Source organism: Synechococcus sp. CC9902 (assembly GCF_000012505.1).
Taxonomy (GTDB): Bacteria; Cyanobacteriota; Cyanobacteriia; order PCC-6307; family Cyanobiaceae; genus Parasynechococcus.
On record NC_007513.1, the window covers coordinates 159,947 to 185,550 of the forward strand.

27 protein-coding genes and 1 riboswitch are annotated in these 25,604 nt (G+C 57.6%); of the genes, 14 read left to right on the plus strand and 13 right to left on the minus strand.

Going from position 1 to position 25,604, the window contains the following annotated elements:
* Positions 1–16: 16 nt before the first annotated feature.
* Genes rpaB through SYNCC9902_RS00710 form a run of 3 tightly spaced genes read left to right on the plus strand, consistent with a single transcriptional unit; the run spans position 17 to position 2,635 of the window.
* Entirely contained in the window at positions 17–778 is a 762-nt protein-coding gene (gene rpaB, locus SYNCC9902_RS00700; protein WP_011358994.1) for a response regulator transcription factor RpaB, read from the plus strand.
* A gap of 57 nt (positions 779–835) precedes the next feature.
* Entirely contained in the window at positions 836–2,344 is a 1,509-nt protein-coding gene (gene lysS / locus SYNCC9902_RS00705) for a lysine--tRNA ligase (protein WP_011358995.1), read from the plus strand.
* A 27-nt stretch (positions 2,345–2,371) separates the two neighbouring features.
* Positions 2,372–2,635, plus strand: a complete 264-nt coding sequence (locus tag SYNCC9902_RS00710; RefSeq protein ID WP_006851112.1) for a hypothetical protein — start codon at positions 2,372–2,374, stop codon at positions 2,633–2,635.
* 5 nt (positions 2,636–2,640) lie between these two features.
* Here the strand turns inward: SYNCC9902_RS00710 and SYNCC9902_RS00715 are convergent, their stop codons facing one another.
* The 4 genes from SYNCC9902_RS00715 to egtB are packed head-to-tail and all read right to left on the minus strand — an operon-like array spanning position 2,641 to position 5,479.
* On the minus strand, positions 2,641–3,114 hold the full coding sequence (locus tag SYNCC9902_RS00715; RefSeq protein ID WP_011358996.1) for a hercynine metabolism protein: 474 nt from the start codon (positions 3,112–3,114) through the stop codon (positions 2,641–2,643).
* Positions 3,111–3,353, minus strand: coding sequence for a hercynine metabolism small protein (locus SYNCC9902_RS00720; protein WP_009788429.1), 243 nt, complete (start codon positions 3,351–3,353; stop codon positions 3,111–3,113). The genes SYNCC9902_RS00715 and SYNCC9902_RS00720 overlap by 4 nt, the downstream gene beginning before the upstream one ends.
* Positions 3,354–3,377: 24 nt before the next feature.
* Positions 3,378–4,331: an L-histidine N(alpha)-methyltransferase gene (egtD, locus tag SYNCC9902_RS00725; protein WP_011358997.1), complete on the minus strand. Its 954-nt coding sequence runs from the start codon at positions 4,329–4,331 to the stop codon at positions 3,378–3,380.
* A complete protein-coding gene (gene egtB, locus SYNCC9902_RS00730; protein WP_011358998.1) occupies positions 4,328–5,479 on the minus strand; it encodes an ergothioneine biosynthesis protein EgtB in 1,152 nt (383 codons plus the stop codon). The genes egtD and egtB overlap by 4 nt, the downstream gene beginning before the upstream one ends.
* An 87-nt stretch (positions 5,480–5,566) precedes the next feature.
* Here egtB and SYNCC9902_RS00735 point away from each other — a divergent pair, with 87 nt between their 5' ends.
* Entirely contained in the window at positions 5,567–7,495 is a 1,929-nt protein-coding gene (locus SYNCC9902_RS00735) for a serine/threonine protein kinase (RefSeq protein ID WP_011358999.1), read from the plus strand.
* A 72-nt stretch (positions 7,496–7,567) separates the two neighbouring features.
* Here the strand turns inward: SYNCC9902_RS00735 and smpB are convergent, their stop codons facing one another.
* Entirely contained in the window at positions 7,568–8,071 is a 504-nt protein-coding gene (smpB, locus tag SYNCC9902_RS00740) for an SsrA-binding protein SmpB (RefSeq protein WP_011359000.1), read from the minus strand.
* Positions 8,072–8,121: 50 nt separating this feature from the next.
* Here smpB and ruvB point away from each other — a divergent pair, with 50 nt between their 5' ends.
* From ruvB to thiC, 6 genes are all read left to right on the plus strand, one after another.
* Positions 8,122–9,165: a Holliday junction branch migration DNA helicase RuvB gene (gene ruvB, locus SYNCC9902_RS00745; protein ID WP_011359001.1), complete on the plus strand. Its 1,044-nt coding sequence runs from the start codon at positions 8,122–8,124 to the stop codon at positions 9,163–9,165.
* Positions 9,162–9,932 (plus strand): tetratricopeptide repeat protein, encoded by a 771-nt coding sequence (locus SYNCC9902_RS00750; RefSeq protein ID WP_011359002.1) that lies wholly within the window; start codon positions 9,162–9,164, stop codon positions 9,930–9,932. Before ruvB ends, SYNCC9902_RS00750 begins: the two co-directional genes overlap by 4 nt.
* Position 9,933: 1 nt before the next feature.
* On the plus strand, positions 9,934–11,112 hold the full coding sequence (locus SYNCC9902_RS00755) for an amidohydrolase (protein WP_011359003.1): 1,179 nt from the start codon (positions 9,934–9,936) through the stop codon (positions 11,110–11,112).
* Entirely contained in the window at positions 11,112–11,339 is a 228-nt protein-coding gene (locus tag SYNCC9902_RS00760) for a DUF3188 domain-containing protein (RefSeq protein ID WP_011359004.1), read from the plus strand. The genes SYNCC9902_RS00755 and SYNCC9902_RS00760 overlap by 1 nt, the downstream gene beginning before the upstream one ends.
* Complete coding sequence (locus SYNCC9902_RS00765; RefSeq protein ID WP_011359005.1) at positions 11,336–11,947, plus strand: HEAT repeat domain-containing protein; 612 nt, start codon at positions 11,336–11,338, stop codon at positions 11,945–11,947. Before SYNCC9902_RS00760 ends, SYNCC9902_RS00765 begins: the two co-directional genes overlap by 4 nt.
* Positions 11,948–11,978: 31 nt before the next feature.
* Positions 11,979–12,084, plus strand: a riboswitch (TPP riboswitch).
* Positions 12,085–12,129: 45 nt separating this feature from the next.
* Complete coding sequence (gene thiC / locus SYNCC9902_RS00770; RefSeq protein ID WP_011359006.1) at positions 12,130–13,530, plus strand: phosphomethylpyrimidine synthase ThiC; 1,401 nt, start codon at positions 12,130–12,132, stop codon at positions 13,528–13,530.
* A gap of 176 nt (positions 13,531–13,706) precedes the next feature.
* Here the strand turns inward: thiC and tkt are convergent, their stop codons facing one another.
* From tkt to acpP, 3 genes are read right to left on the minus strand one after another with little or no spacing between them, the layout of a single operon-like run.
* Positions 13,707–15,716 (minus strand): transketolase, encoded by a 2,010-nt coding sequence (tkt, locus tag SYNCC9902_RS00775; protein WP_011359007.1) that lies wholly within the window; start codon positions 15,714–15,716, stop codon positions 13,707–13,709.
* Between the two features lie 52 nt (positions 15,717–15,768).
* Complete coding sequence (gene fabF / locus SYNCC9902_RS00780) at positions 15,769–17,016, minus strand: beta-ketoacyl-ACP synthase II (RefSeq protein ID WP_011359008.1); 1,248 nt, start codon at positions 17,014–17,016, stop codon at positions 15,769–15,771.
* Positions 17,017–17,024: 8 nt separating this feature from the next.
* Positions 17,025–17,267 carry an acyl carrier protein gene (gene acpP / locus SYNCC9902_RS00785; RefSeq protein WP_009788395.1) on the minus strand — a complete coding sequence of 81 codons (243 nt, stop codon included), beginning with the start codon at positions 17,265–17,267 and terminating at the stop codon, positions 17,025–17,027.
* Positions 17,268–17,424: 157 nt separating this feature from the next.
* Between acpP and psaC the strand changes: the two genes are divergently transcribed.
* A complete protein-coding gene (gene psaC, locus SYNCC9902_RS00790) occupies positions 17,425–17,670 on the plus strand; it encodes a photosystem I iron-sulfur center protein PsaC (RefSeq protein WP_006850103.1) in 246 nt (81 codons plus the stop codon).
* 54 nt (positions 17,671–17,724) lie between these two features.
* Positions 17,725–19,614 carry a glutamine--fructose-6-phosphate transaminase (isomerizing) gene (gene glmS, locus SYNCC9902_RS00795; protein ID WP_011359010.1) on the plus strand — a complete coding sequence of 630 codons (1,890 nt, stop codon included), beginning with the start codon at positions 17,725–17,727 and terminating at the stop codon, positions 19,612–19,614.
* On the opposite strand, the gene SYNCC9902_RS00800 is transcribed toward glmS, so the two are convergent.
* The 4 genes from SYNCC9902_RS00800 to rimM form a co-directional block, all read right to left on the minus strand.
* Positions 19,615–20,628, minus strand: a complete 1,014-nt coding sequence (locus SYNCC9902_RS00800; protein ID WP_041424717.1) for a GDP-L-fucose synthase family protein — start codon at positions 20,626–20,628, stop codon at positions 19,615–19,617.
* Positions 20,628–21,749 carry a GDP-mannose 4,6-dehydratase gene (gmd, locus tag SYNCC9902_RS00805; RefSeq protein WP_011359012.1) on the minus strand — a complete coding sequence of 374 codons (1,122 nt, stop codon included), beginning with the start codon at positions 21,747–21,749 and terminating at the stop codon, positions 20,628–20,630. The genes SYNCC9902_RS00800 and gmd overlap by 1 nt, the downstream gene beginning before the upstream one ends.
* Positions 21,750–21,751: 2 nt before the next feature.
* Positions 21,752–23,209 carry a mannose-1-phosphate guanylyltransferase/mannose-6-phosphate isomerase gene (locus tag SYNCC9902_RS00810; RefSeq protein WP_011359013.1) on the minus strand — a complete coding sequence of 486 codons (1,458 nt, stop codon included), beginning with the start codon at positions 23,207–23,209 and terminating at the stop codon, positions 21,752–21,754.
* Positions 23,210–23,271: 62 nt separating this feature from the next.
* Positions 23,272–23,814 (minus strand): ribosome maturation factor RimM, encoded by a 543-nt coding sequence (rimM, locus tag SYNCC9902_RS00815; protein WP_011359014.1) that lies wholly within the window; start codon positions 23,812–23,814, stop codon positions 23,272–23,274.
* 54 nt (positions 23,815–23,868) lie between these two features.
* Between rimM and SYNCC9902_RS00820 the strand changes: the two genes are divergently transcribed.
* Positions 23,869–24,054, plus strand: a complete 186-nt coding sequence (locus SYNCC9902_RS00820; RefSeq protein WP_011359015.1) for an NAD(P)H dehydrogenase subunit NdhS — start codon at positions 23,869–23,871, stop codon at positions 24,052–24,054.
* A gap of 5 nt (positions 24,055–24,059) precedes the next feature.
* On the plus strand, positions 24,060–24,908 hold the full coding sequence (locus SYNCC9902_RS00825) for an ion transporter (RefSeq protein ID WP_011359016.1): 849 nt from the start codon (positions 24,060–24,062) through the stop codon (positions 24,906–24,908).
* On the opposite strand, the gene rnc is transcribed toward SYNCC9902_RS00825, so the two are convergent.
* Positions 24,854–25,603, minus strand: a complete 750-nt coding sequence (rnc, locus tag SYNCC9902_RS00830; RefSeq protein ID WP_011359017.1) for a ribonuclease III — start codon at positions 25,601–25,603, stop codon at positions 24,854–24,856. The two genes, SYNCC9902_RS00825 and rnc, sit on opposite strands and share 55 nt — an antisense overlap.
* Position 25,604 lies beyond the last annotated feature (1 nt).

Consider the following 25,604-nt stretch of genomic DNA (forward strand, 5'->3'; position numbering starts at 1 on the left):
GTTAAGCAAGGTGCTGATGACGGGCGAGTTGCCGTCACAACCAAAAGCAACGGTTCTTGTTGTGGATGACGAAGCCGCGGTTCGCCGTGTCTTGGTCATGCGTCTACAGCTCTCGGGCTATCGCGTCGTTTGCGCCGAGGATGGCGAACAGGCGTTGGAGTTGTTCCATAGCGAGTCGCCGGATCTCATCGTTCTGGATGTGATGTTGCCCAAGCTCGATGGCTTTGCCGTGTGCCGTCGTCTTCGGGCTGAATCATGCGTACCGATCATTTTTCTTTCGGCTGTTGAAGCCATCTCCGAGCGCGTCGCCGGCCTCGACTTAGGAGCTGACGACTATCTTCCAAAGCCTTTTAGCCCCAAAGAGCTCGAAGCCCGCATCGCAACGATTCTTCGTCGCGTTGGCCGTGGCAATGCTGTTGTTGAAAGTCGCGAACTTCCCACTGGTCAGGGCGTGCTTCGTCTAGGTGAATTAGTCGTCGATACCAACCGCCGTCAGGTCACCCGCGGCAGTGAGCGCATCAACCTCACCTACACCGAGTTCAGCCTGTTGGAATTGCTCTTCCGCGATCCAGGCCATGTTGTTCCACGGGCTGAAATCCTGGAGCAATTGTGGGGATATCCCCCTCGCCGGGCTGCCGATCTTCGCGTCGTTGACGTCTATGTGGCCCGTTTACGCGGCAAGCTCGAACCGGATCCACGCAATCCTGAGCTCATTTTGACGGTGCGCGGCATCGGTTATTCCTCACAGCGTGTGGGCGAAGTGTCCGCGACGGCCTAATCCAAGCAGCCTGAAGTCCTCTGGCCCGGCAAGATATGGCCGACTGCCCTTGCTGCATTGTCTGAGCTGCGCGATACCCGCCTCGAGAAGGCAAATACTTTGGAGCAGCTAGGGCAGGGGCCCTACGCGCTCACGTTTGACCCCAGTCATCGGATGGCGGAGTTACAGGCAGACCATGCTGATCTCCCCAATGGTGAGGAGCGTGAGCTGAGTGTGGCCGTCGCCGGTCGCGTGATGACCCGCCGTGTGATGGGGAAATTGGCTTTTTTTACCCTCGCGGATGAAACGGGAACGATTCAGCTCTTTTTAGAAAAAGCGGGCTTGGAGGCCCAGCAGGAGGGATGGTTCAAACAGATCACTTCCCTCGTGGATGCCGGGGACTGGTTGGGTGTGAGCGGCACTTTGCGTCGAACCGACCGCGGTGAGTTGTCGGTGAAAGTGCGTGATTGGCGCATGCTGAGCAAGTCGCTTCAGCCCTTGCCCGACAAATGGCATGGACTTGCCGATGTTGAGAAGCGCTACCGCCAGCGCTATCTCGATTTGATTGTCTCGCCGCAGTCGCGTGAAACCTTCCGTCGTCGGGCCTTGCTGGTGAGTGGCATTCGTCGCTGGCTCGACGAGCGACAGTTCCTCGAGATTGAGACGCCCGTACTGCAGTCGGAGGCGGGTGGCGCCGATGCGCGGCCGTTCATCACCCACCACAACACCCTCGATCTGCCTTTGTACCTCCGCATTGCGACGGAGTTACACCTCAAGCGGCTTGTGGTGGGTGGATTTGAGCGGGTGTACGAGCTCGGTCGGATCTTCCGGAACGAGGGAATGAGCACCCGCCATAACCCGGAGTTCACATCCGTTGAGGTGTATCAGGCTTACTCCGACTACATCGGAATGATGGAGCTCACGGAGGCGATGATTGCCGAGGTGTGCCAGCAGGTGTGCGGTGGTACACGGATTCATTACCAGGGCACCGATATCGATCTCACGCCGCCTTGGCGTCGGGCCACGATGCATGAGCTGGTGGAGGAAGCCACCGGGTTGAACTTTGAAGCCTTTACAACCCGTGCTCAGGCGGCTGAAGCGATGGAAGCCGCCGGTTTGGAGGTTCCTGGCGCTGCCGACAGTGTGGGTCGCCTGCTGAATGAAGCCTTTGAGCAACGGGTGGAAGCCAGCTTGATCCAACCCACCTTTGTGACCGATTACCCGATTGAAATTTCTCCGCTGGCCCGTAAGCACCGCAGCAAGCCTGGGCTCGTGGAGCGCTTTGAGTTGTTCATCGTCGGTCGGGAAACGGCGAATGCCTTTAGCGAGTTGATTGACCCTGTCGATCAGCGGCAGCGGCTTGAGGCTCAGCAAGCGCGAAAAGCCGCAGGAGACTTGGAAGCCCAAGGCTTGGACGAGGATTTCGTCCATGCGTTGGAAGTGGGGATGCCCCCCACGGGCGGCCTCGGGATTGGCATCGACCGCTTGGTGATGTTGCTCACCGACAGCCCCTCAATCCGTGATGTAATTGCATTCCCGCTTATGCGCCCAGAGTCGCGCCCTGATGAGGCCCCCTCAGTGGGATAATGAATCCAAAGGCATGGTCCAATCCTCATGAGTGGTGAGCGCGTAGGTTTCCGCTTCAAGCACGCTGACGCGGTGGTCAAGCGCAATCCACAGGGTCGTTCCCGTCGGGGATGGGTCATGGAACCTGTGGAACAGACCACGAGTCGCGGTACCAAAATGCCGGCATACCGCATTCGCTGGCGCGATAGCGAACGTCCGGAAATCGTTCTGCAGCACATGCTGATCGCTGATCCTGATCCCACGCCACCGCCCGAAGGTGTCAGCCTTGAGCCACCCGCACCCAAAGCCTGATCAGCTCAAAGCCCAGCCTTGTTGCGGAGCTCTCTTAGCTCCTGTTCGGCTTCAAAAAGCGCCCAGTCCTTCTCCAGATCGGAGCGGCTGGGCGTTTTTTGTTGGATTTTTAACTCCAACAATTGTTGCTCCACTTCGTTGAAGCGGCGACCAAGGTCATCGAGGTCGTTCCAGAGCTGACGTCCCTGGTCCATCAGTCCATGGAGATGTTGATCAGCGCGGTTGGCCAGGTCGCTCGCATTGGCCTGTCGGGCTTTGTCGGAGCGCTGTCGCCAAGCCCGTACGTCTTCGGCGAGGTGCAGGAGCTGTTGACGTTGCAGTTCGGCTTCCTGTTGCAGCTGCTGCCGTTGGCGTTGAAGTGATTGAGCGCGGTCGCGGCTGTGCTGTTCTTCAAACAGCTGATCTTGCAGCGGGTTGTTGCGCAGGAAGCCGGAGAGGCGTTGATCCAGCTCTCGCTCCAGCTGCTCCAGCCAACTCATGCCTGATCGCCCGCAGCAGGGGTGGTGATTAAGGGCTTTTCGATTTCTTTGAGCAGCGGCTCGAGGGCGGCCAATTTTGAGTTGAGGATCATTTGAGTGAGTTGAGCCGCCTTCACTTCGCCCACCTCTCCCTCGAGGGTTCCGAGCCGATCAAAAGCAGCTAAGTAGAGGGCCTCGAGATCTTGGATGAGCCGTTCGCGTTCCTGTTTGATTGCTTGGCGCCGTTCGTCCTGTTTCATGACGATGGAGGGTCTTTGTCGATTTCAGTTTGACGGTACTAAGAGGTGAAGGGAGATCTGATCGTGATCGTCATGCCAACGTTGTTGGATCTGCCACCCCGCTTGCGCGGCCAAGTCTGCGGCGGCGTCTGGGCTGTATTTCACGCTGTGCTCGGTTACCCAGCGTTCATTGTGGTCGAACGACCATGCTGACTCCGCCAGCTGGATGGTCTGGGCGCAGCGACTCACGAGAGCCATTTCGATGCGCTGCTGATCGGCTTGCCAACGTGCCTCATAGCGGAAGTTCTTAGCTTCAGCATTGCCATGTAAATCGCGGTTGAGGCGTTTCAGCAGGTTGAACGCGAAGGCCTTCGAAACTCCAGCGGCATCGTTGTAGGCGGCTTCCAGCAGAGCTGGATCGCGGGGTTGGTCCAACCCCAGTAGCAACGGCCCGCCCGCTAACAGATGCCGAAATCGTTGGAGCAGCAGTACGGCGTCTTTTGGTGTGAAGTTTCCGAGTGAGCTGCCGGGGAAGAAACCGATACGGCGCTCCCCGATGAGCCAGGGATGTGTGGGTAAGCCCTCGAGTTGGCTGTGGTCACAGCAGATGCCCAACATCTGGATGGCGGGATGCTGGGATGCCAGACCTGTGAGCGAGTCTTCCAGTGCGGATCGGCTGATGTCCAAAGCCACGAAGGTTTTGGGCCGCAGGGCTCTCAGCAGCGGGTCGACTTTCTTGGCATTGCCAATGCCGAATTCCACCACCACACCAGATCCAACAGCGCTAGCAATGTCGGACGCATGGGATTCGAGCAGGGCGATTTCGGTGCGGGTGAGGCTGTATTCCGGCTGATCACAAATCGCCGCGAACAACTGGGAGCCCTCAGCGTCGTACAGCAGCCACGCCGGCAATTGACGAGGTTGTCGCTGGAGTCCTTCCAGCACAACTCGTTTGAGATCCGTCGGGGCGGGGTGGAGGTCGATGACTGCGATGCTCATCGGGCGAGCCGCACTCCCGCCGCCATCCAACGGCTGAAGGGGGGGAAGAAATTTCGGTAGGTGTCTCGGCTATGGCCTGGGGGGGTAAGCCAGCAGCTCCCCCGCAACACCATTTGTGAGCTCATGAATTTGCCGTTGTATTCACCGATGGCTCCCGGAGGCGGACGGAAACCGGGATAGGGACGGTAGGGACTTGCGGTCCACTGCCACAGCACCCCATGGGCATGGTGCATCGCTGGGCCATGGAGAGCGCAGGCATGCTCCCATTCCGCTTCTGTTGGCAGACGGCACGCACTCCAGCGGGCGAAGGCATCGGCTTCGAACCAACTCAAATGCCGCACAGGTGCTGCAGGATCTCGCCGCTGCCGTCCGGCAAGGCCAAATTCGTCGTGCGCGTCGCGCCAATAGCGTGGTTGTGTCCAGCCGTGTTGGCGCACCAAGCCCCATCCATCACTCATCCAGAGTTCTGGACGCTGGTACCCGCCGTCGTCGATGAAGGTTTGGTACTCGGCATTGCTGATGAGTTCATCGCTGATCTGAAATGGATCGAGCCAAACCCTGTGCCGTGGGGTTTCGTTGTCGAAATGAAAACTGTTGTTCTGGGCACCGATCTCCAAGATGCCTCCTTCAAATGCCAGCCACTGGCGTGGGTTCGTACGTGTTTTGAGGTCTGCATCACCGCTGTAGGTGGGCTCCAGGGGTTGCCGGCTGAATCCATCCAGCAGATCCATCAGCAACAACTCTTGGTGCTGTTGCTCGTGCTGCAACCCAAGCTCCACCAGGGTTCGGAGTTCCGGCGTTGGTTCTTGGCCGAGCAATTGCGTCAACCCAGCGTCAACGTCGGCACGCCATTCGAGAATTTCGCGGATGGGTGGCCGGCTCAGAAGGCCCCGCTCCGAACGGGGGTGTCGTTCCCCCACTGAGTCGTAATAGGAATTGAATTGGTAGCTCCAACGGGGATCGCAGGGCCGATGGCCGGTGAGATACGGCTGAAGAACAAAGGTGTCGAAGAACCAGGTGGTGTGCGCCAGATGCCATTTCGGTGGGCTGGCGTTTGCCATCCCCTGCAGGCCAAGATCTTCTGGTTCAAGACCTGCAATCAGGGCTTCACTGCGACGCCGCACCTCCATCAGGGTGTCAAGCAGCAAGGTGTGAAGGAGAGCTTGCGAGACCCTAAGAGTTGAAGGCGTCTAGTTCAGCCTCGGTAGCATCACCCCAATGATGCAGCGTGGATTTTGAGCGTTACCGGCACAGTGCTGGTGGAGCGCTACCGATTGGAGGAGCGCCTCTCTGGGCCTGATCCGGTTCAGGGGTCCCTGTGGCGCGGTGTGGATCTTTTGGCGGGGGAGATCCCTGTAGTGATCCGTCAGCTGGAGAGCCCCGCGTCCAAACAGCGCCTGCAGAGGCACTGGCCTCTGTTGCAAGCGATCTTGCATCCCCAAATTCCGCGATGTGGTGAGCAGTTGGAGGTGGACGGGGTCCTCTGGACCGTTCGTGATTGGCAGGAGGGTGTGAGCTACGCGCAATTGCTCCAACAGCGGGAGCAACGTCAGATGCTGTTTGGCCCTGGGGAGGTGCTGCTGTTGCTGCGTCAGCTGTTGCCTGTGTTGGCTGTGGTGCATGGCCGGGGCTTGGTGCACGGTGATGTGAATCCCCGCAACCTGTTGCGCCGTAGCGCCGATGGGTTGCCCGTGCTCTTGGATTTTGGCTTGGTGCAGGCGGAGGGGGAGGAGCCCTTGGCGGGGGCCACGCCTGGCTATGCCCCCCGAGCCCAAGGCCGCGGAGAAGCCTGTGCGGCGTGGATGGATTTGCACGGTCTTGGGGTTTCGTCCCTTGTGCTGCTCACAGGACGACCGCCGGAACAGTTGATCTCCCCCTCTGAAGATGGGTGGTGCTGGCCTGAGCAGCTCCAGCTGAAGGATGTCTTTAAAGAGGTGCTGCAACGGCTCTTGAGCGAAGATCCGCAGCGGCGTTTTGCTGATGCGGCATCGGTCCTGGCAGCCCTCAAATCGGTGCCGATGCCTGAACAGTCGGGTCCAATGGCCCGGGCGGATCGAACTGTCCCGCTGGCTCCCTCGTCGATCACTGCAACTGAGCCAGCACTTCCATCGTTGACGCCAGCGGCCACGCCCTCGCGTCGGCTGAGCCGTCTTGAAGAACGGGAATTGGGGGCTGAGGGCCGTTTGTGGCCTGTGGTGGCTGCCTTGGCACTGTCTGCCCTGGTGGGTTCCGCGATCGGTTGGTTTCTGTTGTCGCGTCAGGCCGCCCCTGGTAAGGCGCCCTCAACGGCAACTGATGTGGTGGGACAGCCCCAGACCGCAAGCCTTCCACCGGCGGAAGTGGATGAACGCCAGCAGTTGCTGAGTCGTCTGAGGGCCCTTCAGGTGGACCGCACTTGGTTCTTGAAGTTGGCGAACACCGCCGTTTTGGATCGTTTTCCCGAGCGAGGGGGACGTTTGCCATCCGACGATTTGGAGGATGCACCGCTGCGTCGGGTTTGGAACGATCTGGCCGAAGATTGGTTGGCGCGGATAGAACAGCTGCCTCCAACGTTGCGCTCACGGCTGGGGAGCCTCAAGCAGGCCGATTGGAGTGAGCAGCGCGCAGCGTTGGTGAAACAGGGTGTTACCCCTCGCGCAGTGGAGCAGCTGGTGAGTGCCGGTGCCCGAGACCTCTTGCCTGGCGATGCCCGAGGGCGGCAACCGCAAGAGCCCTATCGCCAACTTTGGTATGCGGCAGCGATTGAGAGCCTTCGCGATGTTCAGATTGAGCAGGTGAAAGCTCGGCCGCGGATTGCAACGAATCTGTCGTTGCGGATTCCAGCAGGGGGCGCACGCTTGATCTCCGTTGTTGTGCCTGCTGGTGCAGGCCTTGTGCTTGGCATCAATGGCACTCCACTGATGGAAATGACCGTGTTCGGCGCTGACGGCGAGGTCAGGGCGGAGCGGGGACCCTTGCGGGTTTCAACGCTTCAGCCGGACCTTGGTTCTCCCGTTCAGGTGTTGATCACCAATGACGGAGTCTCGTCGGGATCTTTCACGTTGTCTTGTCGGGCTGATCAACCGCGGTCGCGCCAACAAAAGCCTGTACTCGAGCGGCGCCGGCGGGTGCCATTGCCTGAAGTTGAGGCTGAACCAATTCCAGACCCAGCAACGGGGGAGTGAGTCGAATCGTTTCCGTTTTGGAATCGATTTCTTCAGGAATTGAATTGTAAAAATTAAAAATAGATCTAAAAATTATTGATATTTGGCCATGGCAGAACGAACCTCTTTTTTTGATTGTTTTTCCTTATCAGCGGCGCGTTTGTCGTGCAACTTACGGCCTTTGCCAACCCCAATTGTGATCTTGATCCAGGAACCTTTCAAGTGAATGTTCAGGGGGATGAGAGCGAGTCCTTTTTTGTCTAATTGCCCCCGTAGCTTGTCGATCTCACGACGGTGGGCGAGCAGCTTTCGCGTTCGTAAGGGGTCGTGATTGAAATAAGCGCTCGCGTGGCTATGGGGGGAGATGTGCACGTTGTGAAGTTGCAGTTCTCCGTTGCGAATCAGGCAAAAACCATCGCGGAGATTTGCTTTGCCATTGCGGATTGATTTCACTTCAGTGCCAACGAGCTCGATGCCTGTTTCAAGGGTTTCGAGGATTTCGTACTGATGCCGAGCCTGGCGGTTGTCGGCCATGAGCCGGTTTGCGGCGGCCCTGGCGGCGGCAGCGGCGGCTTTTTTGACTCCTCCTTTTGCCATGACATTGCATGCGTCTACCGAGGCTATCCAGGCCTGGGTAGCCTTGCCCCATGGCGATTGTCTCTTCCAGCTCCGGTCGCAAGTCCCCTTGTCGCGAAACAGCGTTGGTGGATCCGCAGCCAGCTCCTGAAGAACAGGTGATTCGACCGGAAGACAGCTTGCGGCCGAAACGCCTATCGGAGTACATCGGCCAAAGCGAGCTCAAGCAGGTGTTGGGCATCGCTGTTGAGGCGGCGCTGGGCCGTGGTGAAGCCCTCGACCACGTGCTGCTCTATGGCCCGCCTGGGCTGGGAAAAACCACCATGGCATTGGTGCTTGCTGAGGAGCTTGGGGTGAACTGTCGAATCACCAGTGCCCCAGCGTTGGAGCGACCGCGCGACATCGTTGGTTTACTCGTGAATCTCCAGCCGCGAGATCTGCTCTTTATTGATGAGATCCATCGGCTTTCGCGGGTAGCCGAGGAGCTTCTCTATCCAGCGATGGAGGATCGTCGCCTGGATCTCACGGTTGGGAAGGGCAGCACGGCCCGAACCCGCACTTTGGATCTTCCGCCCTTCACTCTCGTGGGTGCCACAACGAGGGCAGGTTCCTTGAGCTCTCCGTTGCGTGATCGCTTTGGCTTGATTCAGCGTTTGGAGTTTTACGGCCAAACCGATCTTGAAGCGATTGTGGCTCGAACCGCCGAGTTGGTGTCGGTGGATCTCACGTTTGATGCCTGTGCTCGTATTGCCGCCTCATGCCGAGGGACACCGCGGATCGCGAACCGTCTGCTGCGTCGCGTCCGGGATGTGGCCAGTGTGCGCCAGGGAAAGGGAACGATTGATGACGCGATGGTGGCGGAAGCGCTCAGCCTGCATCGCGTGGATCACCGTGGCCTTGATGCCAGTGACCGTCGCTTGCTCGCCATGTTGATGGATCAGCATGGAGGAGGCCCCGTTGGGCTTGAAACACTGGCGGCGGCCTTGGGCGAAGACCCCGTCACGTTGGAAACAGTTGTCGAACCATTTTTGCTCCAGCAGGGCTTACTGGTTCGTACACCGCGGGGACGCATGGTCACCGATGCTGCGCGTTCGCATATCGCGGAGGCCGCATGAAGCGGTGGTTGGTTGGCTTTCTGGCGGTGAGCTTGATCTGGCCCTGGTCCGCCCTCGCATTGGATCTAAAGGGTCTTTATGAACAGGCTTTAAATGCGAGCCGATCGGGTGATTTTGTTCAAGCTCTACCGCTATGGGATCGGGTGTTGGAGCAGTCCCCTCAAGATGCGGCGGCCTTGAGCAACCGTGGCAATGTGCGGCTGGCGCTTGGCGATCTTGACGGCGCGATTGAGGATCAAACTCGATCGATTGAGTTGGCCCCAGATGAGGCCGATCCGCATCTGAACCGCGGCACTGCGGAGGAAGCATTGCGAGATTGGTCAGCTGCTGCTGCCGACTATCTCTGGATCCTTGAACGGCAGCCGGACGATGCGTCCGCCCTGTACAACCTCGGCAATGTTCGTGGCTCCGAAGGGGATTGGGATGGAGCTCGCGATTTGTATGGGCAGGCTTCCCTTGCTCGGCCGGGCTTTGCGATGGCCCGTTCCAGTGAGGCCTTGGCTGCCTGGCAACAGGGTGATCTGGCCTGGGCGGAGCTGGAGTTGCGCAAGTTGATCAGGCGTTATCCCCTCTTTGCCGATGCCAGAGCTGCCTTAAGTGGTTTGCTGTGGCGTCAGGGTTCTGCCGGAGAAGCCGAAAGCAATTGGGCCGCGGCGGCGGGGCTGGATCAGCGCTATCGCCAGGCAGATTGGTTGGTGGATGTGCGTCGCTGGCCACCCCAGCCCACCCAAGACCTGATGGCTTTTTTGGCTTTGGAGAAGTCTTGAGATGGATGTGTTGAGCTCTCCTTTGGATCGTTTGGGGCAGGAGTTGCCCGAGTTACTCGAATTGCGCCAGCACTTGCATGCGCATCCGGAACTCAGTGGAGAAGAGCATCAGACGGCAGCGTTGGTGGCTGGAGAGCTGCGGAGCTTGGGTTGGCGGGTTCAAGAGGGCGTCGGCCGCACAGGGGTTGTTGCCGAATTGGGGCCCAATCAAGGGCCCATCGTTGGATTGCGCGTTGATATGGATGCCCTTCCTGTGGAGGAACGCACGGGCTTGCCCTATGCCTCTAAGTCTCAGGGGGTGATGCATGCCTGTGGCCATGATCTGCACACTTGTACGGGGCTGGGGGTGGCCAGGCTCTTGGCGGCCTTGCCGTCATTGCAGGCGCGAGTGCGCCTCCTTTTTCAACCGGCTGAAGAGATAGCTCAGGGGGCTATTTGGATGCGGGATGCGGGGGCGACCAAGGGATTGGATGCTCTGTTTGGCATTCACGTGGTCCCCAATTTGCCGGCTGGGATTGTGGGGATCCGTCGCGGTTGTCTAACGGCCGCGGCTGGAGAGCTGGAGATTCTTGTGCGAGGAGAAGGGGGCCATGGGGCCCGACCCCATCAGTCGGTGGATGCCATCTGGATGGCTGCAAAGGTGGTCACCGAGTTGCAGCAGGCGATCAGCCGTCGGTTGGATGCTCTACAGCCGGTGGTAGTGAGTTTTGGAAAAGTAGAAGGGGGTAGGGCTTTCAATGTGATTGCTGACCAAGTTCGCTTGTTGGGCACGGTGCGTTGTTTGGATTTAGATCAGCACGCGATGCTGCCCGGTTGGATTGAAGACACGGTTCAAGCCATTTGTGCGGGTTGTGGAGGCAGTGCTGAGGTGCGCTATCGCTGCATTGCGCCGCCAGTGGATAACGATGTTGCCCTCACCAACCTTCTCGAACGCTGTGCGATCGATCGACTGGGTCGAGATCGGGTAGTGCCTGTAGAGCAACCATCCTTGGGTGCGGAGGATTTCGCAGAGTTGCTGCGAGATGTGCCTGGAATGATGATGCGGCTGGGGGTGGCAGGTCCGGATGGCTGCGCCCCCCTGCATAACGGAGCCTTTGCACTCGATGACACAGCCCTTGCCGTAGGTATCGAGGTGTTGGCCGCAACACTCTTGGCCTGGATGGCGGAGTACGGCGGCTGATGAAAGTGGAGCGTGTGGTGGCTTGGCTGTCATTGGGAGCACCGTTGTTGATCGTGCTTGCTGTTGTTGCTGCACAGCAACGCGATGGGAATGACAGGGTTCAGGCTCTGCCTGTCGCGGTCGTGGGATCGGCCCTCATCGTGAGTTCTGGCCTCGGACGACGTCGTCGACGCGCCAGGCTGTTCGCAAATTTGAAGCGGTCGCGTGTTCAGGATGGTGATGGATGACTGAGGCCAGCCCACAACCCGATCTAGGTGCCCTAAGGGATGCAATTGCCAGTGGAGATCCAGTCAGGGCAATGCCAGCGCTAACCCAGCTGCGGTTCTGCGAAGCGGAGGATGCAGTGCCGTTGTTAGTTCTAGGCACAGAGCAAAAACCCTTCCTTGTGCGTTCTCTTAGTTGTAGTGGCCTGGGTTACAAACGCACTGAACAGGGTTGGGATGTTTTAAGTCGTTTGCTGGGTTCGGACGAAGATCCAAATGTTCGAGCGGAAGCCGCGAATGCCTTAGCCAGTTATGGCGTCGAGCGTTCCTGGCCTTTGCTTCAAGCGACGTTTACAGCAGATGGTGCCTGGCTGGTGCGTTGCAGCATTCTTTCGGCCTTGGCGGAACAGCCTGAGATCAAGCTCATCTGGTTACTCGAACTAGCTCAAGCGGCGATTACCGATGGTGATGGCACGGTTCGGGTGAGTGGTGCGGAGATTCTTGGTCGAATTGTGCGGGATGGCATCAACAAACCGATTGGTGCAGAAGCCCGAGCTCTTTTACAGCCGCTGCAGCAGGACGTTGATCACCGGGTTGTTGCGGCAGCATTGAACGGTCTTCAGGTCAGCTAAATATTTCATTGCGGGGCTGTTGCTAGTTTTTAAGAACCACTAGGGGTGCCCCACACATTTTTATGTGCGGGGCTGAGATCACACCCTCGGAACCTGATTCGGTTAACACCGGCGAAGGGAAGTGAACGATGTGATCTGCGGCCGTTTGGCTGGCTCCTGGCAATTCAGTTGCAGCCAATCACATGCGTACTCAATGGGTTTCTGCTCGCAAGGGCCAAGCGAATGTGTCTCAGATGCATTACGCCCGCAAGGGTGTGGTCACTGAAGAGATGGCCTATGTGGCCAAGAGGGAGAACCTGCCCGAATCGTTAATCATGGAGGAGGTGGCGCGTGGTCGCATGATCATCCCCGCCAACATCAATCACACGAATTTGGAGCCAATGGCGATTGGCATCGCCAGTAGCTGCAAAGTGAACGCGAATATCGGTGCTTCCCCGAATGCTTCCGATGCCGCGGAAGAGGTGAACAAGCTGAAGCTGGCGGTGAAATATGGCGCTGACACCGTCATGGATTTATCCACAGGTGGTGTGAATCTCGACGAGGTACGTACCGCAATCATTGGTGCATCTCCCGTTCCGATTGGAACAGTTCCTGTTTATCAAGCGCTGGAAAGTGTGCATGGTTCGATTGAAAAGTTGGATGAAGATGATTTTCTCCACATTATTGAGAAGCACTGCCAGCAGGGAGTTGACTATCAGACGATTCATGCGGGTCTGCTAATTGAACATCTACCTAAGGTGAAGGGTCGAATCACAGGCATTGTGAGTCGTGGTGGTGGGATTTTGGCGCAGTGGATGTTGTACCACCACCGTCAAAATCCTTTGTTCACTCGCTTTGACGATATTTGCGAAATTTTTAAGCGCTACGACTGCACGTTCTCTTTGGGGGATTCACTGCGGCCCGGTTGCCAACATGATGCTTCTGATGCTGCGCAACTGGCCGAGCTCAAAACTCTTGGAGAGTTAACGCGGCGGGCTTGGAAGCACGATGTACAGGTCATGGTTGAAGGGCCAGGTCATGTGCCTTTGGATCAGATTGAATTCAACGTGAAAAAACAAATGGAAGAGTGCAATGAGGCACCCTTCTATGTTCTTGGACCATTGGTGACTGATATTGCACCTGGTTATGACCACATCACCTCTGCGATCGGTGCAGCAATGGCTGGCTGGCACGGCACTGCGATGCTCTGTTATGTGACTCCAAAAGAGCATCTTGGTCTTCCGAATGCAGAGGATGTTCGTGAGGGACTGATTGCTTACAAAATTGCTGCGCATGCGGCAGATATTGCCCGTCACCGCCCTGGTGCTCGTGATCGCGATGATGAATTGAGCCGCGCACGTTATGCCTTTGATTGGAACAAACAATTTGAGTTGTCATTAGATCCAGAAAGGGCGAAGGAGTATCACGACGAGACGTTGCCTGCAGACATCTATAAGCAAGCAGAGTTTTGCTCGATGTGCGGTCCGAAGCACTGTCCGATGCAAACCAAGATCACGGATGAAGATCTCGAAGGGCTTCAAAAAGTTCTTGAGTCACAGGGTGCCGCTGAACTTGCCTCAGTAAAACTTGATAAGGCTGAATAAATTATTCGGCCTTTTGTACGATTCTTATAGGCGTCCCGGCTTCGTTATTAGGAGCCGGGCTTTTTTGTTGATTGACGCATCAAGCCAAATGGCCAGTTTTGATATGGGCTTTCATAGAAAAAGCCCTTCGATTTGAAGGGCTTATATGTGTATTTATCGAAGCCTGGTTGTGTAACTCAGCCCAGCAGCGCCTTGGATTTGGCGACAACATTGTCCACAGTAAACCCAAACTCCTTTAAACAGGTTCCGCCTGGAGCTGAAGCACCAAAGCGATTCATGGTGATGCTGTCGCCATCGAGTCCGATGAAACGGTGCCAACCGAACGATTCAGCTGCTTCTACCACGATCCGTTTGCGAACAGCGTTGGGGAGCACCTCTTCCTTGTAAGCATCGGCCTGTTCGTCGAATAGTTCGACACAAGGCATTGAAACGACGCGGACCTTCTTGCCATCAGCGGTGAGCTGCTTAGCGGCCTGGACGCAGAGGTCCAGCTCGGTGCCGGTGCCGATCAGGATCAGATCGGGGGTCCCAGCGCAGTCTTCGAGCACGTAACCACCAAGTGCAACCTTGTCGATCGACGAGTTGGCTTGGTTGGCCATGCCCTGACGGCTGAGGCACAGTGAGCTGGGACGTTTGCGGTTTTGAATCGCCAGCTTGTAGGCGCCGCTGGTTTCGTTGCCGTCTCCGGGGCGGAACACCAACATCCCAGGCATCGCCCGCAGTGAAGGGATCGTTTCGATTGGCTGGTGGGTCGGGCCGTCTTCTCCCACACCGATTGAGTCGTGCGTCAGCACATAGATCACACCCAGCATGCTCAAGGCCGAAAGGCGCATGGAGCCGCGCATGTAGTCGGCAAACACCAAGAAGGTGCCGCCGTAGGGGATCAAACCACTGTCGTGATAAGCAATGCCGTTGAGGATGGCGGCCATGGCATGCTCGCGAACACCGAAGTGCAAGTAGCGCTTCTCCGGTGATTCAGGTTGATAGGAGCCCGTTTCGCCCTTGATGTCGGTGTAGTTGGAGTGGGTGAGGTCCGCGGAGCCTCCAATTAACTCAGGAATGTTCGGACCTAAGGCACCCAAGCAAATCTGCGAGTGCTTGCGGGTGGCAAGTCCACCGTCGTCTGGGGTGTAAGTCGGCAAGCTCTTCTCCCAACCTTCGGGAAGTTCACCGCGAAGCATCCGCTCGAATTGGGCGGCTTCTGTGGGGAATTTAGTGCGGTAGGCGGCGAGGGTTTGGTTCCACTCGGCTTCTTTGCTGGCGCCACGCTCGATTGCACTACGGAACTGGTCGTAGGCTTCCTGCGGAACCTCGAAGGGGCCGTAGCTCCAGCCCAACTGCTTGCGGGTGAGCTCAGCTTCTTCTGCGCCAAGAGCAGCACCATGAACACCTGCGGTGTCGGCTTTGTTGGGGGAGCCGTAGCCGATGGTGGTGGTCACCTTGATGATCGATGGCTTATCTGTCACTGCCTTGGCCGCTGCGATTGCCTTGGAGATGGCATCGACGTCGGTGTTTCCGTCCGCTACGTGCTGCACATGCCAGCCATAGGCTTCGTAGCGCTTCAGCACGTCCTCGGTGAACGACACGTCGGTGCGGCCGTCAATCGTGATGTGGTTGTCGTCGTACAGGGCGATCAGTTTGCCCAGCTTGAGGTGTCCTGCCAGGGAGCAGGCTTCCGAGGAAATGCCTTCCTGGTTGCAGCCGTCGCCCATCACCACATAGGTGTAGTGATCGACGAGGGTGGCGTCGGGCTTGTTGAACTTGGCGGCGAGGTGGGATTCAGCAATCGCGAGGCCCACAGCGTTGGCGATACCAGCACCCAGGGGGCCGGTCGTCACTTCAACGCCGGGGGTTTCAAAGGTTTCGGGGTGCCCAGGGGTCTTCGATCCCCACTGACGGAACTGCTTGATGTCGTCGATGCTCACCGAGTCGTAGCCGGTGAGGTGCAGTAGCGCATACAGCAGCATGCAGCCGTGTCCGGCCGACAGCACGAAGCGGTCGCGGTTGAACCATTTGGGGTTCTTTGGGTTGTGATTCAGGAACTTGTCCCACAACGCATAGCCCATCGGTGCACAGCCCATGGGCAAGCCGGGGTGGCCGCTGTTGGACTTGTTGATCGCATCGACCGCCAGCATCCGAATGCTGTTGATGCAGAGGGTGTCGAGGGATGCGGGCGCAGCGACCATGGGGTTAAAGGGAAAAGTTGGGGAGAGTTTGATGCATAAACGGGAATCCCGTTCAGCTGAAGCGTCGGAACGCAAGGCAGACGTTGTGGCCGCCAAACCCGAAGGAGTTGGACAACACAGTTGCCAATGTCTGATCTCGGGCGGTGTTGGGCACGACATCCAAATCACAATCGGGATCTGGAGTTCTGTGATTGATCGTCGGTGGGACGATTCCGTGCTGCAGAGCTAGCACGCAAGCGACGGCTTCGATACCACCGGATCCACCAAGAAGGTGGCCAGTCATCGATTTCGTCGAGCTCACGGGAATTTGCAGGGCACGCGATCCGAGGGCGCTTTTGATCGCCGAGGTTTCGTTTTTGTCGTTGGCGGGGGTGCTGGTGCCGTGGGCATTCACGTAATCCACCGCGTCTGCAGTGATGCCGGCATCGTCCATGGCCAAGCGCATGGCTTCAGCACCACCGACTCCGCCTGGGGTTGGAGAGGTGATGTGGTGGGCATCGCAGGTCATCCCGTAGCCGATCACTTCGCCAAGAACATTGGCACCACGGGTTTGGGCGTGCTCCAGGGTTTCCAGCACCAGAATGCCGGCCCCTTCGCCAATCACAAAGCCATCCCGCTCTTTGTCGAACGGGCGACTCGCGGTGGTGGGGTCGTCGTTGCGGAACGACAGGGCTTTGGCGCTTGCGAATCCAGCGACCCCAAGGGGGGTAATCGCCGATTCCGCGCCACCGCAAACCATCGCATCGGCTTTGCCGAGCTGGAGCAAACGGAAGGCGTCGCCAATGGCATTCGAGCCGGCGGCACAGGCCGTCGCCACGGCAGAGCTGGGCCCCTTGGTGCCAAGCGCAATCGCAGCAAGCCCTGAGGCCATGTTGGGAATCATCATCGGCACCGTGAACGGACTCACCCGTCCCGGTCCTTTGCCCTCCAAGACGTGGGCCTGGGTTTCCATCGTCAGCAAGCCGCCAACGCCGGAGCCAATGATCATGCCAATCCGGTGCGCGTTGGCATCCGTGATCTCCAAACCTGCGTGGGCGATGGCTTGCTTGGCGGCCACCACTCCAAATTTGCAGAAGCGATCCCAGCGTTTGGCGTCCTTGGGCTCGATCAAGCCAGCGGGATCAAATGCTTTCACTTCTGCTGCAAAGCGACAGGCGTGGTTTGAGGCATCGAACAGGGTGATCCCATCGACGCCGTTGCGTCCTGAGGTCAACCCGTTCCAGTAGTCCTGAACCGTGTTGCCGATCGGTGTAACCGCGCCGAGACCGGTGATGACGACGCGATGGAGACCCTCCACCATGCCGATCCTCAGGCCTGCTTGTCTTCGATGTACTTGACGGCGTCGCCGACGGTGAGGATGCCTTCAGCGGATTCGTCGGGGATCTCGATATCGAAGGCTTCTTCCAACGCCATCACGAGTTCAACGGTGTCGAGCGAGTCAGCACCCAGGTCGTTTTGGAAGTTGGATTCCGGCTTCACTTCTCCGGCATCGACGCTGAGCTGCTCCGCGACGATCGATCGGACTTTCTCAAGGATCGCTTCCTGGGACATGGCCGTGGCAACGGGTCAACGGGACGCTGCATCTTACGAGTAAGCCCTCTGATTCCCTCGTCTTGGATGCCTCGGTCGTTAACAACGGTGACGGCTGCTGTCTATGGGGGATGAGGGGCAGGTACGTTTTGCACAAGTGTTTGTTCGCACCGGGCACATGTCCCACGCCGTCAAGATCTACGACACCTGCATTGGATGCACTCAGTGCGTGCGGGCTTGTCCCCTCGACGTGCTCGAGATGGTGCCCTGGGATGGCTGTAAAGCCGGCCAGATCGCATCCTCTCCTCGCACAGAAGACTGTGTGGGTTGCAAGCGTTGTGAAACCGCTTGCCCCACAGACTTCCTCAGCATTCGCGTCTACTTGGGCGATGAAACAACCCGCTCCATGGGCTTGGCCTACTGATTTTTTGGTTTTGAAGCCATAAGCTCAGCCCGGCAATCGCCGGGCTTTTTTTATATGTGCGGAATTGTTGCCCTTATTGGTTCCCGTGAAGCGGCACCGCAGCTGCTCGACGGATTACGTCAGTTGGAATACCGGGGTTATGACTCTGCAGGGATCGCCACGGTGGATGCCAAAGGGCGGCTCACCTGTTTGAAAGCCAAGGGAAAGCTCGTCAATCTCACGGCTCGAGTGGAGGCCCAAGGTGCTTTTGGCCAGTGCGGCATTGGCCATACCCGCTGGGCCACCCATGGCAAACCGGAAGAGCGCAACGCCCATCCCCATTGCAATGGGGATGGATCCGTGGCGGTGGTGCAGAACGGCATTATCGAAAACCACCGCAACCTGCGGGAGGCGCTTGAGGCGGATGGGGCGGTGTTCCTGTCAGAAACCGACACCGAGGTGATCCCCCATTTGATCGGTGTAGAACTGAGTAGACGGCTGGCTGTCGGCGAAACCCCCAGTGGAGCTGTGTTGCTTCATGCGGTGCAAGCGGTACTCCCCCAGTTGCAGGGGGCCTATGCCCTGGCCGTGATTTGGGACCAAACACCGGGTGCTTTGGTTGTGGCCCGAAAGGCAGCGCCATTGCTGATCGGCTTAGGAGAAGGCGAGTTTCTCTGTGCCAGTGATACCCCTGCATTGGCCGGGTTTACGCGCACGATTCTTCCGATGGAAGACGGTGAAGTGGCCCTGCTATCGCCGTTGGGAGTGGAGCTCTACGACGCGCAAGGTGAGCGTCAGCAGCGGATGCCAACCCTGCTCACCGGCACCGATCACGTCGCGGATAAGCGCGAATTTCGCCATTTCATGCTCAAGGAGATTCATGAGCAGCCAGAAACAGCCGAGCTTTGGGTGGCCCGTCACTTGCCTCAAGGGCTGACCGAGCAAATGCCCGTGGCCCTTCCCTTCGAAGCTTTGTTTTACGAGGGCATCGAGCGAATCGAAATCCTGGCCTGTGGCACCAGTCGCCACGCCGCCATGGTGGGCGCCTACCTGCTGGAACAGTTCGCCGGTGTGCCAACGGCGGTGTACTACGCCAGTGAATTTCGCTACTCCCCGCCGCCCTTAGCGCCCAACACGCTCACCATCGGTGTCACCCAGTCGGGGGAAACCGCCGACACCTTGGCCGCTCTTGCTATGGAGGCCAAGCGTCGCGTAGCCCATGGCGATCCGGCCTATGCCCCACGACAGCTGGGAATCACCAACCGAGCCGAAAGCTCCCTCTCCCGTCAGGTGCCCCACATCCTCGACATCGGTGCTGGCATTGAGGTGGGGGTTGCCGCTACTAAAACATTCCTGGGGCAGCTCTTGGCCTTCTACGGCCTCGCGATGGCTTTCGCAGCCAATCGCGGCAGCCGTTCAGCATCAGAGATTGAGGCATTGGCTGACGAATTGCGCGCGCTTCCAGAACACTTGCGGACACTCGTCGATCTGCATGATCAGCGGTGTGCTGCGTTGGCCTATCGCTTTGCCACCACCCAGGCCGTGATTTTCCTGGGTCGGGGCATTAACTATCCGATTGCCTTGGAAGGTGCCCTCAAGCTCAAAGAGATCAGTTACATCCACGCCGAGGGGTATCCCGCTGGCGAGATGAAACACGGACCGATTGCGCTGTTGGATGCCCAGGTCCCCGTGGTGTCGATTGCCGTTCCTGGCCTGGTGTTCGACAAGGTGCTCAGTAACGCTCAGGAGGCCAAGGCTCGCGATGCCCAGCTGATTGGTGTGGCGCCAGAGGGACCCGATACGGCGTTGTTTGATGAGCTGTTAAAGGTGCCCGCGATGAGTGAGTGGATCAGCCCCCTACTCACCGTGATTCCGATGCAGTTGCTCAGTTATCACATTGCTGCCCATCGCGGTTTGGATGTGGATCAACCCCGCAACTTGGCCAAGAGCGTCACCGTTGAATAACTAGCTACGTAACAGCCCCATCGAGCGTCGCTGTCTGAAGTCTTCGATGGCTAAGGGCAATCCCTGTTCAAGGGGGATTTTTGGCGTCCAACCAAGATTGGTGAGCCGGCTCACATTCAGTTGTTTTTTGGGCGTTCCGTCGGGTTTGCTTGCATCCCATTCGATGGAGCCTTTGTATCCAACAATTCGAGCAACCTGTTCAGCCAATTCTTTGATTGATAGATCAAAACCAGTACCAACATTCAAGAATGCCAGAGGTTTTCCTTGGTCGTCTTTTGGGGCACTTGGGTGGGAAGGATCCCAATTTTCTAATGCAAAAAGGCAGGCGGATCCAAGATCATCAGCATGCAAAAACTCTCTAAGTGGTGTCCCGCTGCCCCAGCAGGTCACGCTCTTCAAATTCTGATCAGTAGCTTCTTGAAAGCGACGAATCATTGCAGGTAGAACATGGCTCCCGGTGGGGTCGTAGTTGTCGCCAGGGCCATAGAGATTGGTTGGCATCAAGCTGATGACGTCAAAGCCGTGCTGCAAACGCAAGGCCTCTCCTAATTTAATTCCGGCAATTTTGGCGATGGCATACCACTCATTCGTAGGTTCGAGCGAGCCGTTCAAGAGAGATTCCTCTCTGATTGGCTGTTCTGAGAATTTTGGATAAATACAACTGCTTCCCAAAAACAACAGTCGCCTCACCCCATGCCGCCAAGCTGTTTCGATGACGTTCGTTTCAATCTGAAGGTTTTGCAGCAAGAAATCGGCAGGCCGAGTGGTGTTGGCTTGGATCCCTCCAACGGTTGCAGCAGCCAAAACCACAATTGTGGGTTTGTTGGCCTCGAACCAGTTATTGACAGCTCGTGCATCAAGGAGGTTGAGGTCTGTCCTGGATGGGGTCAGGAGTGCTCCGTCTCGAGCTGATTTCCCATAACCAGCGTTTGCTAGCGCTCGAGCAATGGCTCCACCAGCCATGCCGCGAGCACCCGCTATAAAAATTTGGTCATTTGAGTTCAGTAGTGCCATCACTCTCTAGGCCCAACCACATCAAAACCTTTCTTAAGGAGATAGGCCTCCTTGCGGGCTTCGTTGCGATCATGGCCAATCATCTCAGCGACGAGTTGCTCCAAGGTTGTAACTGGAGTCCAGCCAAGTTTTTCCCTGGCTTTCGTGGGGTCGCCGAGAAGTGTTTCGACTTCTGCTGGTCGGAAGTAGCGGGGATCGATTCTCACCACCACAGCACCAGTGTCGCGCCGTCGTCCAAATTCTTCGAGCCCTTCGCCTTCCCATAGCAACGCTGATTCATCGGGCTTAATACACCAGCCGAGTTCACGAGCGGCGAGTTCAATGAATCGGCGCACCGACTCCTGTCTCCCTGTTGCTATCACGTAATCCTCAGGTGAGTCTTGTTGCAGCATTCGCCATTGCATTTCGACGTAATCGCGAGCATGACCCCAATCTCTGAGGGAATCGAGATTTCCCATGAATAAACATTCTTCAAGTCCAGCATCAATACGGGCAAGTCCACGTGTGATTTTTCGGGTGACAAAAGTCTCACCTCGACGTGGTGATTCGTGATTAAACAAGATGCCGTTGCAGGCATACATTCCATAGGATTCTCTATAATTAACGGTAATCCAATAGGCGTAGAGTTTTGCGACGCCATAGGGACTTCGCGGATAAAAAGGTGTTGTTTCGCTTTGTGGTGTTTCTTGCACCATTCCGTAAAGCTCTGAGGTTGATGCTTGATAAATTCGTGTTTTATTATCCAGTCCTAAGAGTCGAACGGCTTCAAGAATTCGTAGTGTGCCAAGAGCATCTGAATTGGCGGTGTATTCAGGGGCCTCAAAGCTCACTGCTACGTGGCTTTGTGCGCCCAAGTTGTAGATCTCATCCGGTTGAATGTCTTGAATAATTTTAATGAGATTGCTGCTGTCGGTGAGGTCTCCATAGTGAAGAACGAGATTTTGGTTTTTCGCGTGGGGATCTTGGTAAAGATGATCAATGCGACTCGTATTGAAACTACTGGCCCTGCGCTTGATGCCATGCACGATGTATCCCTTCTCTAAAAGGAGTTCTGCTAAGTAACTGCCGTCTTGTCCTGTGATGCCCGTAATCAGAGCGACCCGTTGAGTGTGCTTTGGCATCGTTAATTTTGTAAGAGGCTTAGATCACTGCGGCCATAGCGGTCTTCGAAGCGCAAGATGTCGTCTTCACCGAGGTACTCGCCACTCTGCACTTCGATGAGCTCCACTGGGATGCGGCCAGGGTTGGAGAGACGGTGCCGGCATCCCATTGGGATATATGTGCTTTGGTTTTCACCCACCAGTTGCTCACTGCCGTCGCGTTCCACAAGCGCCGTGCCCTTCACGACCACCCAGTGTTCGGCTCGATGGTGGTGCATTTGCAGCGACAAACTGGCTCCTGGTTTTACGGAAATGCGTTTCACCTGCCAACGGTCCCCTTCTGTCACCCCGGTGTAGTGGCCCCACGGGCGGTAGATCTTGCGGTGCGCTTTTCCCTCTGGACTGCCGTCGGCCTCGAGTTGCTTCACCACGGTTTTGATCGCTTGGGCCTGGGATCGATCTGCGATGAGAACGGCATCATCCGTTTCCACCACCACCAGGTTCTCCACGCCCAGCCCCACCACCAACCGGTGCTCGCTGCGGAGATAGCAGTTGCGGCTGCCTTGGGAGATCACCCGTCCCTGTAGAACGTTGCCATCGCCGTCGCGATCGGATGTCTCCCAGAGGGCACTCCAACTCCCCACATCGCTCCAGCCCGCATCCAGGGGCAGCACGGAGCCCAGTTCTGTCTTTTCCATCACGGCCACGTCGATGGCCACATTTGGGCACTTAGCAAAGGCTTCCCGTTCCAAGCGCAGAAACTCCAGGTCGGCGGTGTCCTGCTCCAGGGCCGCCCGGCAACAACTCACCACCTCGGGGTTGAGGCGGTCCAGTTCTGCCAGCATGGCGCTGGCACGGAACAGGAACATGCCGCTATTCCAGGTGAAACGGCCGGTCGCTAAGAACTGCTCTGCGGTTGCTTGATCCGGTTTTTCGACAAATCGCGCGATCGGAACATCCTTCAGCTCTCCAGCGTTGAAGTCTTTGGCTGCTTCGATGTAGCCGTATCCGGTCTCCGGAGCCGTAGGCACGATGCCAAAGGTCACTAAACGGCCCGCTTCTGCGGCCGGCCTCCCAGCGGCAACGGCGGCGCGGAACTGTTCGGCATTGCGGATCAGATGGTCCGCCGCCAGCACCAGCAAGAGGGGGTCATCGCCATCAGCGGTGGCTTGTAGTGCTGCCACGGTCACTGCTGGAGCGGTGTTGCGTCCCATTGGCTCCAACAGGATCGCGTTGGGTTCAATGCCCAGTTGGCGCATTTGCTCCGCCACGATGAAGCGGTGGTCTTCATTGCAGATCAGCAAGGGAGCCGCCAGTGCCTCCAGCCCCTCGAGTCGCTGCTGGGTTTGCTGCAGCAAGGTGGCGTCGCCATCACCACTCAACGGCCAATACTGCTTGGGGTAACTGGCGCGCGACAGCGGCCAAAGCCGAGTACCGGTTCCGCCGCAGAGGATCACAGGAATCAGGGGTGTGGCAGCCAAGATGTCCTGAGCGTGTCTCTGCTCCAGATTCGCTTGCTTGGGGTGAGTGTGTCGAGGCCTGGTTAAAGATCCATCAGCCCAGGCGGTGGGGTCAGCAAGAGCCAGCCGTCCTTGAGATGAACCTCGGGAACAATCGCCTCCACGAAGGGAATGAGCAACTTGCTGCCATCGGTTCGCTTGATCTCCAGCAAGTCGTTTCCTCCACTGATCAGATCGGTCACGGTGCCGATGGGGTCGCTGTCCGGGCTGAGGCGTGCCTCGAGACCAACCAAGTCCAGCAAGTGGAACTCCCCCTCACCGAGTTGTGGTCGGTCGTCGGCGGGAACCATCCAATCGCTTCCCACCAGGGCTTCTGCCGCATCGCGGTTGTCAACGCTGTCGAGGCGCACCACAAACAGGCTTTTGCCTGGCAGCTGACGCCCTGTTTTCAGTTGCATTTCCCGTGGAGGGGAGCCTTTGCTGCGCACCCAGCGAGGACCCGGCACGGTGAAGCGTTCTGGGAAGTCGCTGGCGGGATTCACCCGTAGTTCCCCTTGCAACCCTTGAACCCCCACAATTTTTCCCACCGTGAGCCATTCTTCGAGCCATTCCTCGCTGTCGGCCATGCCATCGGGGGTTGCTTTGTTGATAATGGCGCCAGACCCGTCCGTGATCGAGCCATGGCGTCCGCAGCTGCTCCAATTCTTCCTGGCTCCACGGTGACCGTGCAAGACGTCACCTCGATTTACAACGGCTACACCGGTTTTGTGCAGCGGATCAGTGGCGATCGCGCAGCCGTGCTGTTTGAAGGGGGCAACTGGGACAAGCTGGTGACCTTGCGGCTGAAGGACCTTCAGGCCGCCTGATTTTGATGGCGTCTGACCGCAGTTTTCGGCAACGGCTTCGCGCCACGGTTCTGGAGGCCAATACCCCGGCCGGAAAGATCTACAACCTGGTGATCTTCGGGGCGATTTTGCTCAGCGTGGTGGTGTTGCTCCTTGAGCCCAATCCCCTCGGCAATTCAGCGTTGCAGCAAACCGAGGTGCTTTGGATCGATCTGGTTCAAGACAGTTGTTTGGCGGTGTTTGCTGCGGATTTTGTGCTGCACCTGGCGGTGGTGCCCAGTCCGCGCAAGTACCTGTTCAGCTTCACCGGCTTGATTGATCTCAGCGCCGTGTTGTTCTTTTTTGTGCCTCAGGTTCGCAGCGAATTGCTGCTGTGGGTGTTCAAGTTTGGCCGCATTTTGCGGGTGTTCAAGCTGCTCAAATTTATTGATGAAGCCAAAGTGTTGGCTCAGGCGTTGCGCGGCAGTGCACGCACCATTTGTGTGTTCCTGTTCTTTGTGTTCCTGCTGCAGGTAGTGCTGGGCTACGCCATCTTTGTAATCGAGAGTGCTGGTCCGAACTCTCAGTTCGACACGGTTTCGAAAGGGGTGTACTGGGCGATCGTCACGATGACCACGGTTGGCTATGGCGATGTGGTGCCGCAGACGGCTTTGGGTCGGTTGTTGGCCTCGGTTGTGATGATGCTCGGCTTTGGCATCATTGCGATTCCAACGGGGATTCTCACCGTCTCAGGGGTGAAGCACCACCAGAACCAGCTGGCTGGAGTGCCCTGTCCTCAATGCGGTCGGCAAGGTCATCGACGCGACGCGCAGCACTGTGATCAGTGTGGAGTGTTGTTAGGAGATTCGGAGTTGATCTCAGAACCGACGTCTTGAAGCCTTTGTACGGCTTCCGTGGCGGCGTTTTGCTCCGCTTCTTTTCGAGATCGGCCGAAGCCATTGGCGCTTAATCGCGATCCCACTTCTACGCGGCTTTTGAAGCGTTCCGGATCGCCGTGGCGAGAGCTCTGCTCAGTGGTGGTGTAGTTCGGCAATCCCAGGCCTTCGGCTTGGCTCCATTCTTGAAGCATGGTTTTGCCGTTGAACAGATGGGGCCTGGCCAGAACGTCGGCTGTGGTTTGTTGCCAATGGGGCGTGAGCCAGTGATGGATGGGCTCTAAGTTGTTGCCGCTGCCGCTGTAGATCGCACCGATCAGCGCCTCGGTGGCATCGGCCTGGAGGGTTGCTTGTGCGGCCGCATCCCCCAGTGCTTTAGGTCCCAGCACAAGGAAGGATTCCAGCTGAAGCTGCTCCCCCAGTTGTGCCAGCCAACGGTCACTCACCAGTTGAGCCCGCAAACTCGAGCAGCGGCCCACAGGGAGGTTGGGGTATTGCTGGTCGATGAACTCCGTGGCAGCTAGGCGCAGCACGGCATCGCCGAGGAATTCCAGCCGTTCAAAGTTTTTGCTTCGGCCGGCAGATACGTGGATGAGTGCTTCGTCCACCAGGCTCAGCAGCTTGGAGCTGTTGAGCTCTTGCAGGCCAATCGTCTGCAGCAGCTCCAGCAGTTTGTTTGTTCGTGTGCTGTCCAAT

What these genes read in the sequence shown, in the direction of transcription:
- rpaB (WP_011358994.1), top strand. Translation starts at nt 17, where the DNA reads ATGACGGGCGAGTTGCCGTCACAACCAAAAGCAACGGTTCTTGTTGTG.
- SYNCC9902_RS00710 (WP_006851112.1), top strand. Translation starts at nt 2,372, where the DNA reads ATGAGTGGTGAGCGCGTAGGTTTCCGCTTCAAGCACGCTGACGCGGTG.
- SYNCC9902_RS00715 (WP_011358996.1), bottom strand. Translation starts at nt 3,114, where the DNA reads ATGAGTTGGCTGGAGCAGCTGGAGCGAGAGCTGGATCAACGCCTCTCC.
- SYNCC9902_RS00720 (WP_009788429.1), bottom strand. Translation starts at nt 3,353, where the DNA reads ATGAAACAGGACGAACGGCGCCAAGCAATCAAACAGGAACGCGAACGG.
- egtD (WP_011358997.1), bottom strand. Translation starts at nt 4,331, where the DNA reads ATGAGCATCGCAGTCATCGACCTCCACCCCGCCCCGACGGATCTCAAA.
- smpB (WP_011359000.1), bottom strand. Translation starts at nt 8,071, where the DNA reads ATGGCAAAAGGAGGAGTCAAAAAAGCCGCCGCTGCCGCCGCCAGGGCC.
- ruvB (WP_011359001.1), top strand. Translation starts at nt 8,122, where the DNA reads ATGGCGATTGTCTCTTCCAGCTCCGGTCGCAAGTCCCCTTGTCGCGAA.
- SYNCC9902_RS00750 (WP_011359002.1), top strand. Translation starts at nt 9,162, where the DNA reads ATGAAGCGGTGGTTGGTTGGCTTTCTGGCGGTGAGCTTGATCTGGCCC.
- SYNCC9902_RS00755 (WP_011359003.1), top strand. Translation starts at nt 9,934, where the DNA reads ATGGATGTGTTGAGCTCTCCTTTGGATCGTTTGGGGCAGGAGTTGCCC.
- SYNCC9902_RS00760 (WP_011359004.1), top strand. Translation starts at nt 11,112, where the DNA reads ATGAAAGTGGAGCGTGTGGTGGCTTGGCTGTCATTGGGAGCACCGTTG.
- SYNCC9902_RS00765 (WP_011359005.1), top strand. Translation starts at nt 11,336, where the DNA reads ATGACTGAGGCCAGCCCACAACCCGATCTAGGTGCCCTAAGGGATGCA.
- thiC (WP_011359006.1), top strand. Translation starts at nt 12,130, where the DNA reads ATGCGTACTCAATGGGTTTCTGCTCGCAAGGGCCAAGCGAATGTGTCT.
- tkt (WP_011359007.1), bottom strand. Translation starts at nt 15,716, where the DNA reads ATGGTCGCTGCGCCCGCATCCCTCGACACCCTCTGCATCAACAGCATT.
- fabF (WP_011359008.1), bottom strand. Translation starts at nt 17,016, where the DNA reads ATGGTGGAGGGTCTCCATCGCGTCGTCATCACCGGTCTCGGCGCGGTT.
- acpP (WP_009788395.1), bottom strand. Translation starts at nt 17,267, where the DNA reads ATGTCCCAGGAAGCGATCCTTGAGAAAGTCCGATCGATCGTCGCGGAG.
- psaC (WP_006850103.1), top strand. Translation starts at nt 17,425, where the DNA reads ATGTCCCACGCCGTCAAGATCTACGACACCTGCATTGGATGCACTCAG.
- glmS (WP_011359010.1), top strand. Translation starts at nt 17,725, where the DNA reads ATGTGCGGAATTGTTGCCCTTATTGGTTCCCGTGAAGCGGCACCGCAG.
- SYNCC9902_RS00800 (WP_041424717.1), bottom strand. Translation starts at nt 20,628, where the DNA reads ATGGCACTACTGAACTCAAATGACCAAATTTTTATAGCGGGTGCTCGC.
- gmd (WP_011359012.1), bottom strand. Translation starts at nt 21,749, where the DNA reads ATGCCAAAGCACACTCAACGGGTCGCTCTGATTACGGGCATCACAGGA.
- rimM (WP_011359014.1), bottom strand. Translation starts at nt 23,814, where the DNA reads ATGGCCGACAGCGAGGAATGGCTCGAAGAATGGCTCACGGTGGGAAAA.
- SYNCC9902_RS00820 (WP_011359015.1), top strand. Translation starts at nt 23,869, where the DNA reads ATGGCGTCCGCAGCTGCTCCAATTCTTCCTGGCTCCACGGTGACCGTG.
- SYNCC9902_RS00825 (WP_011359016.1), top strand. Translation starts at nt 24,060, where the DNA reads ATGGCGTCTGACCGCAGTTTTCGGCAACGGCTTCGCGCCACGGTTCTG.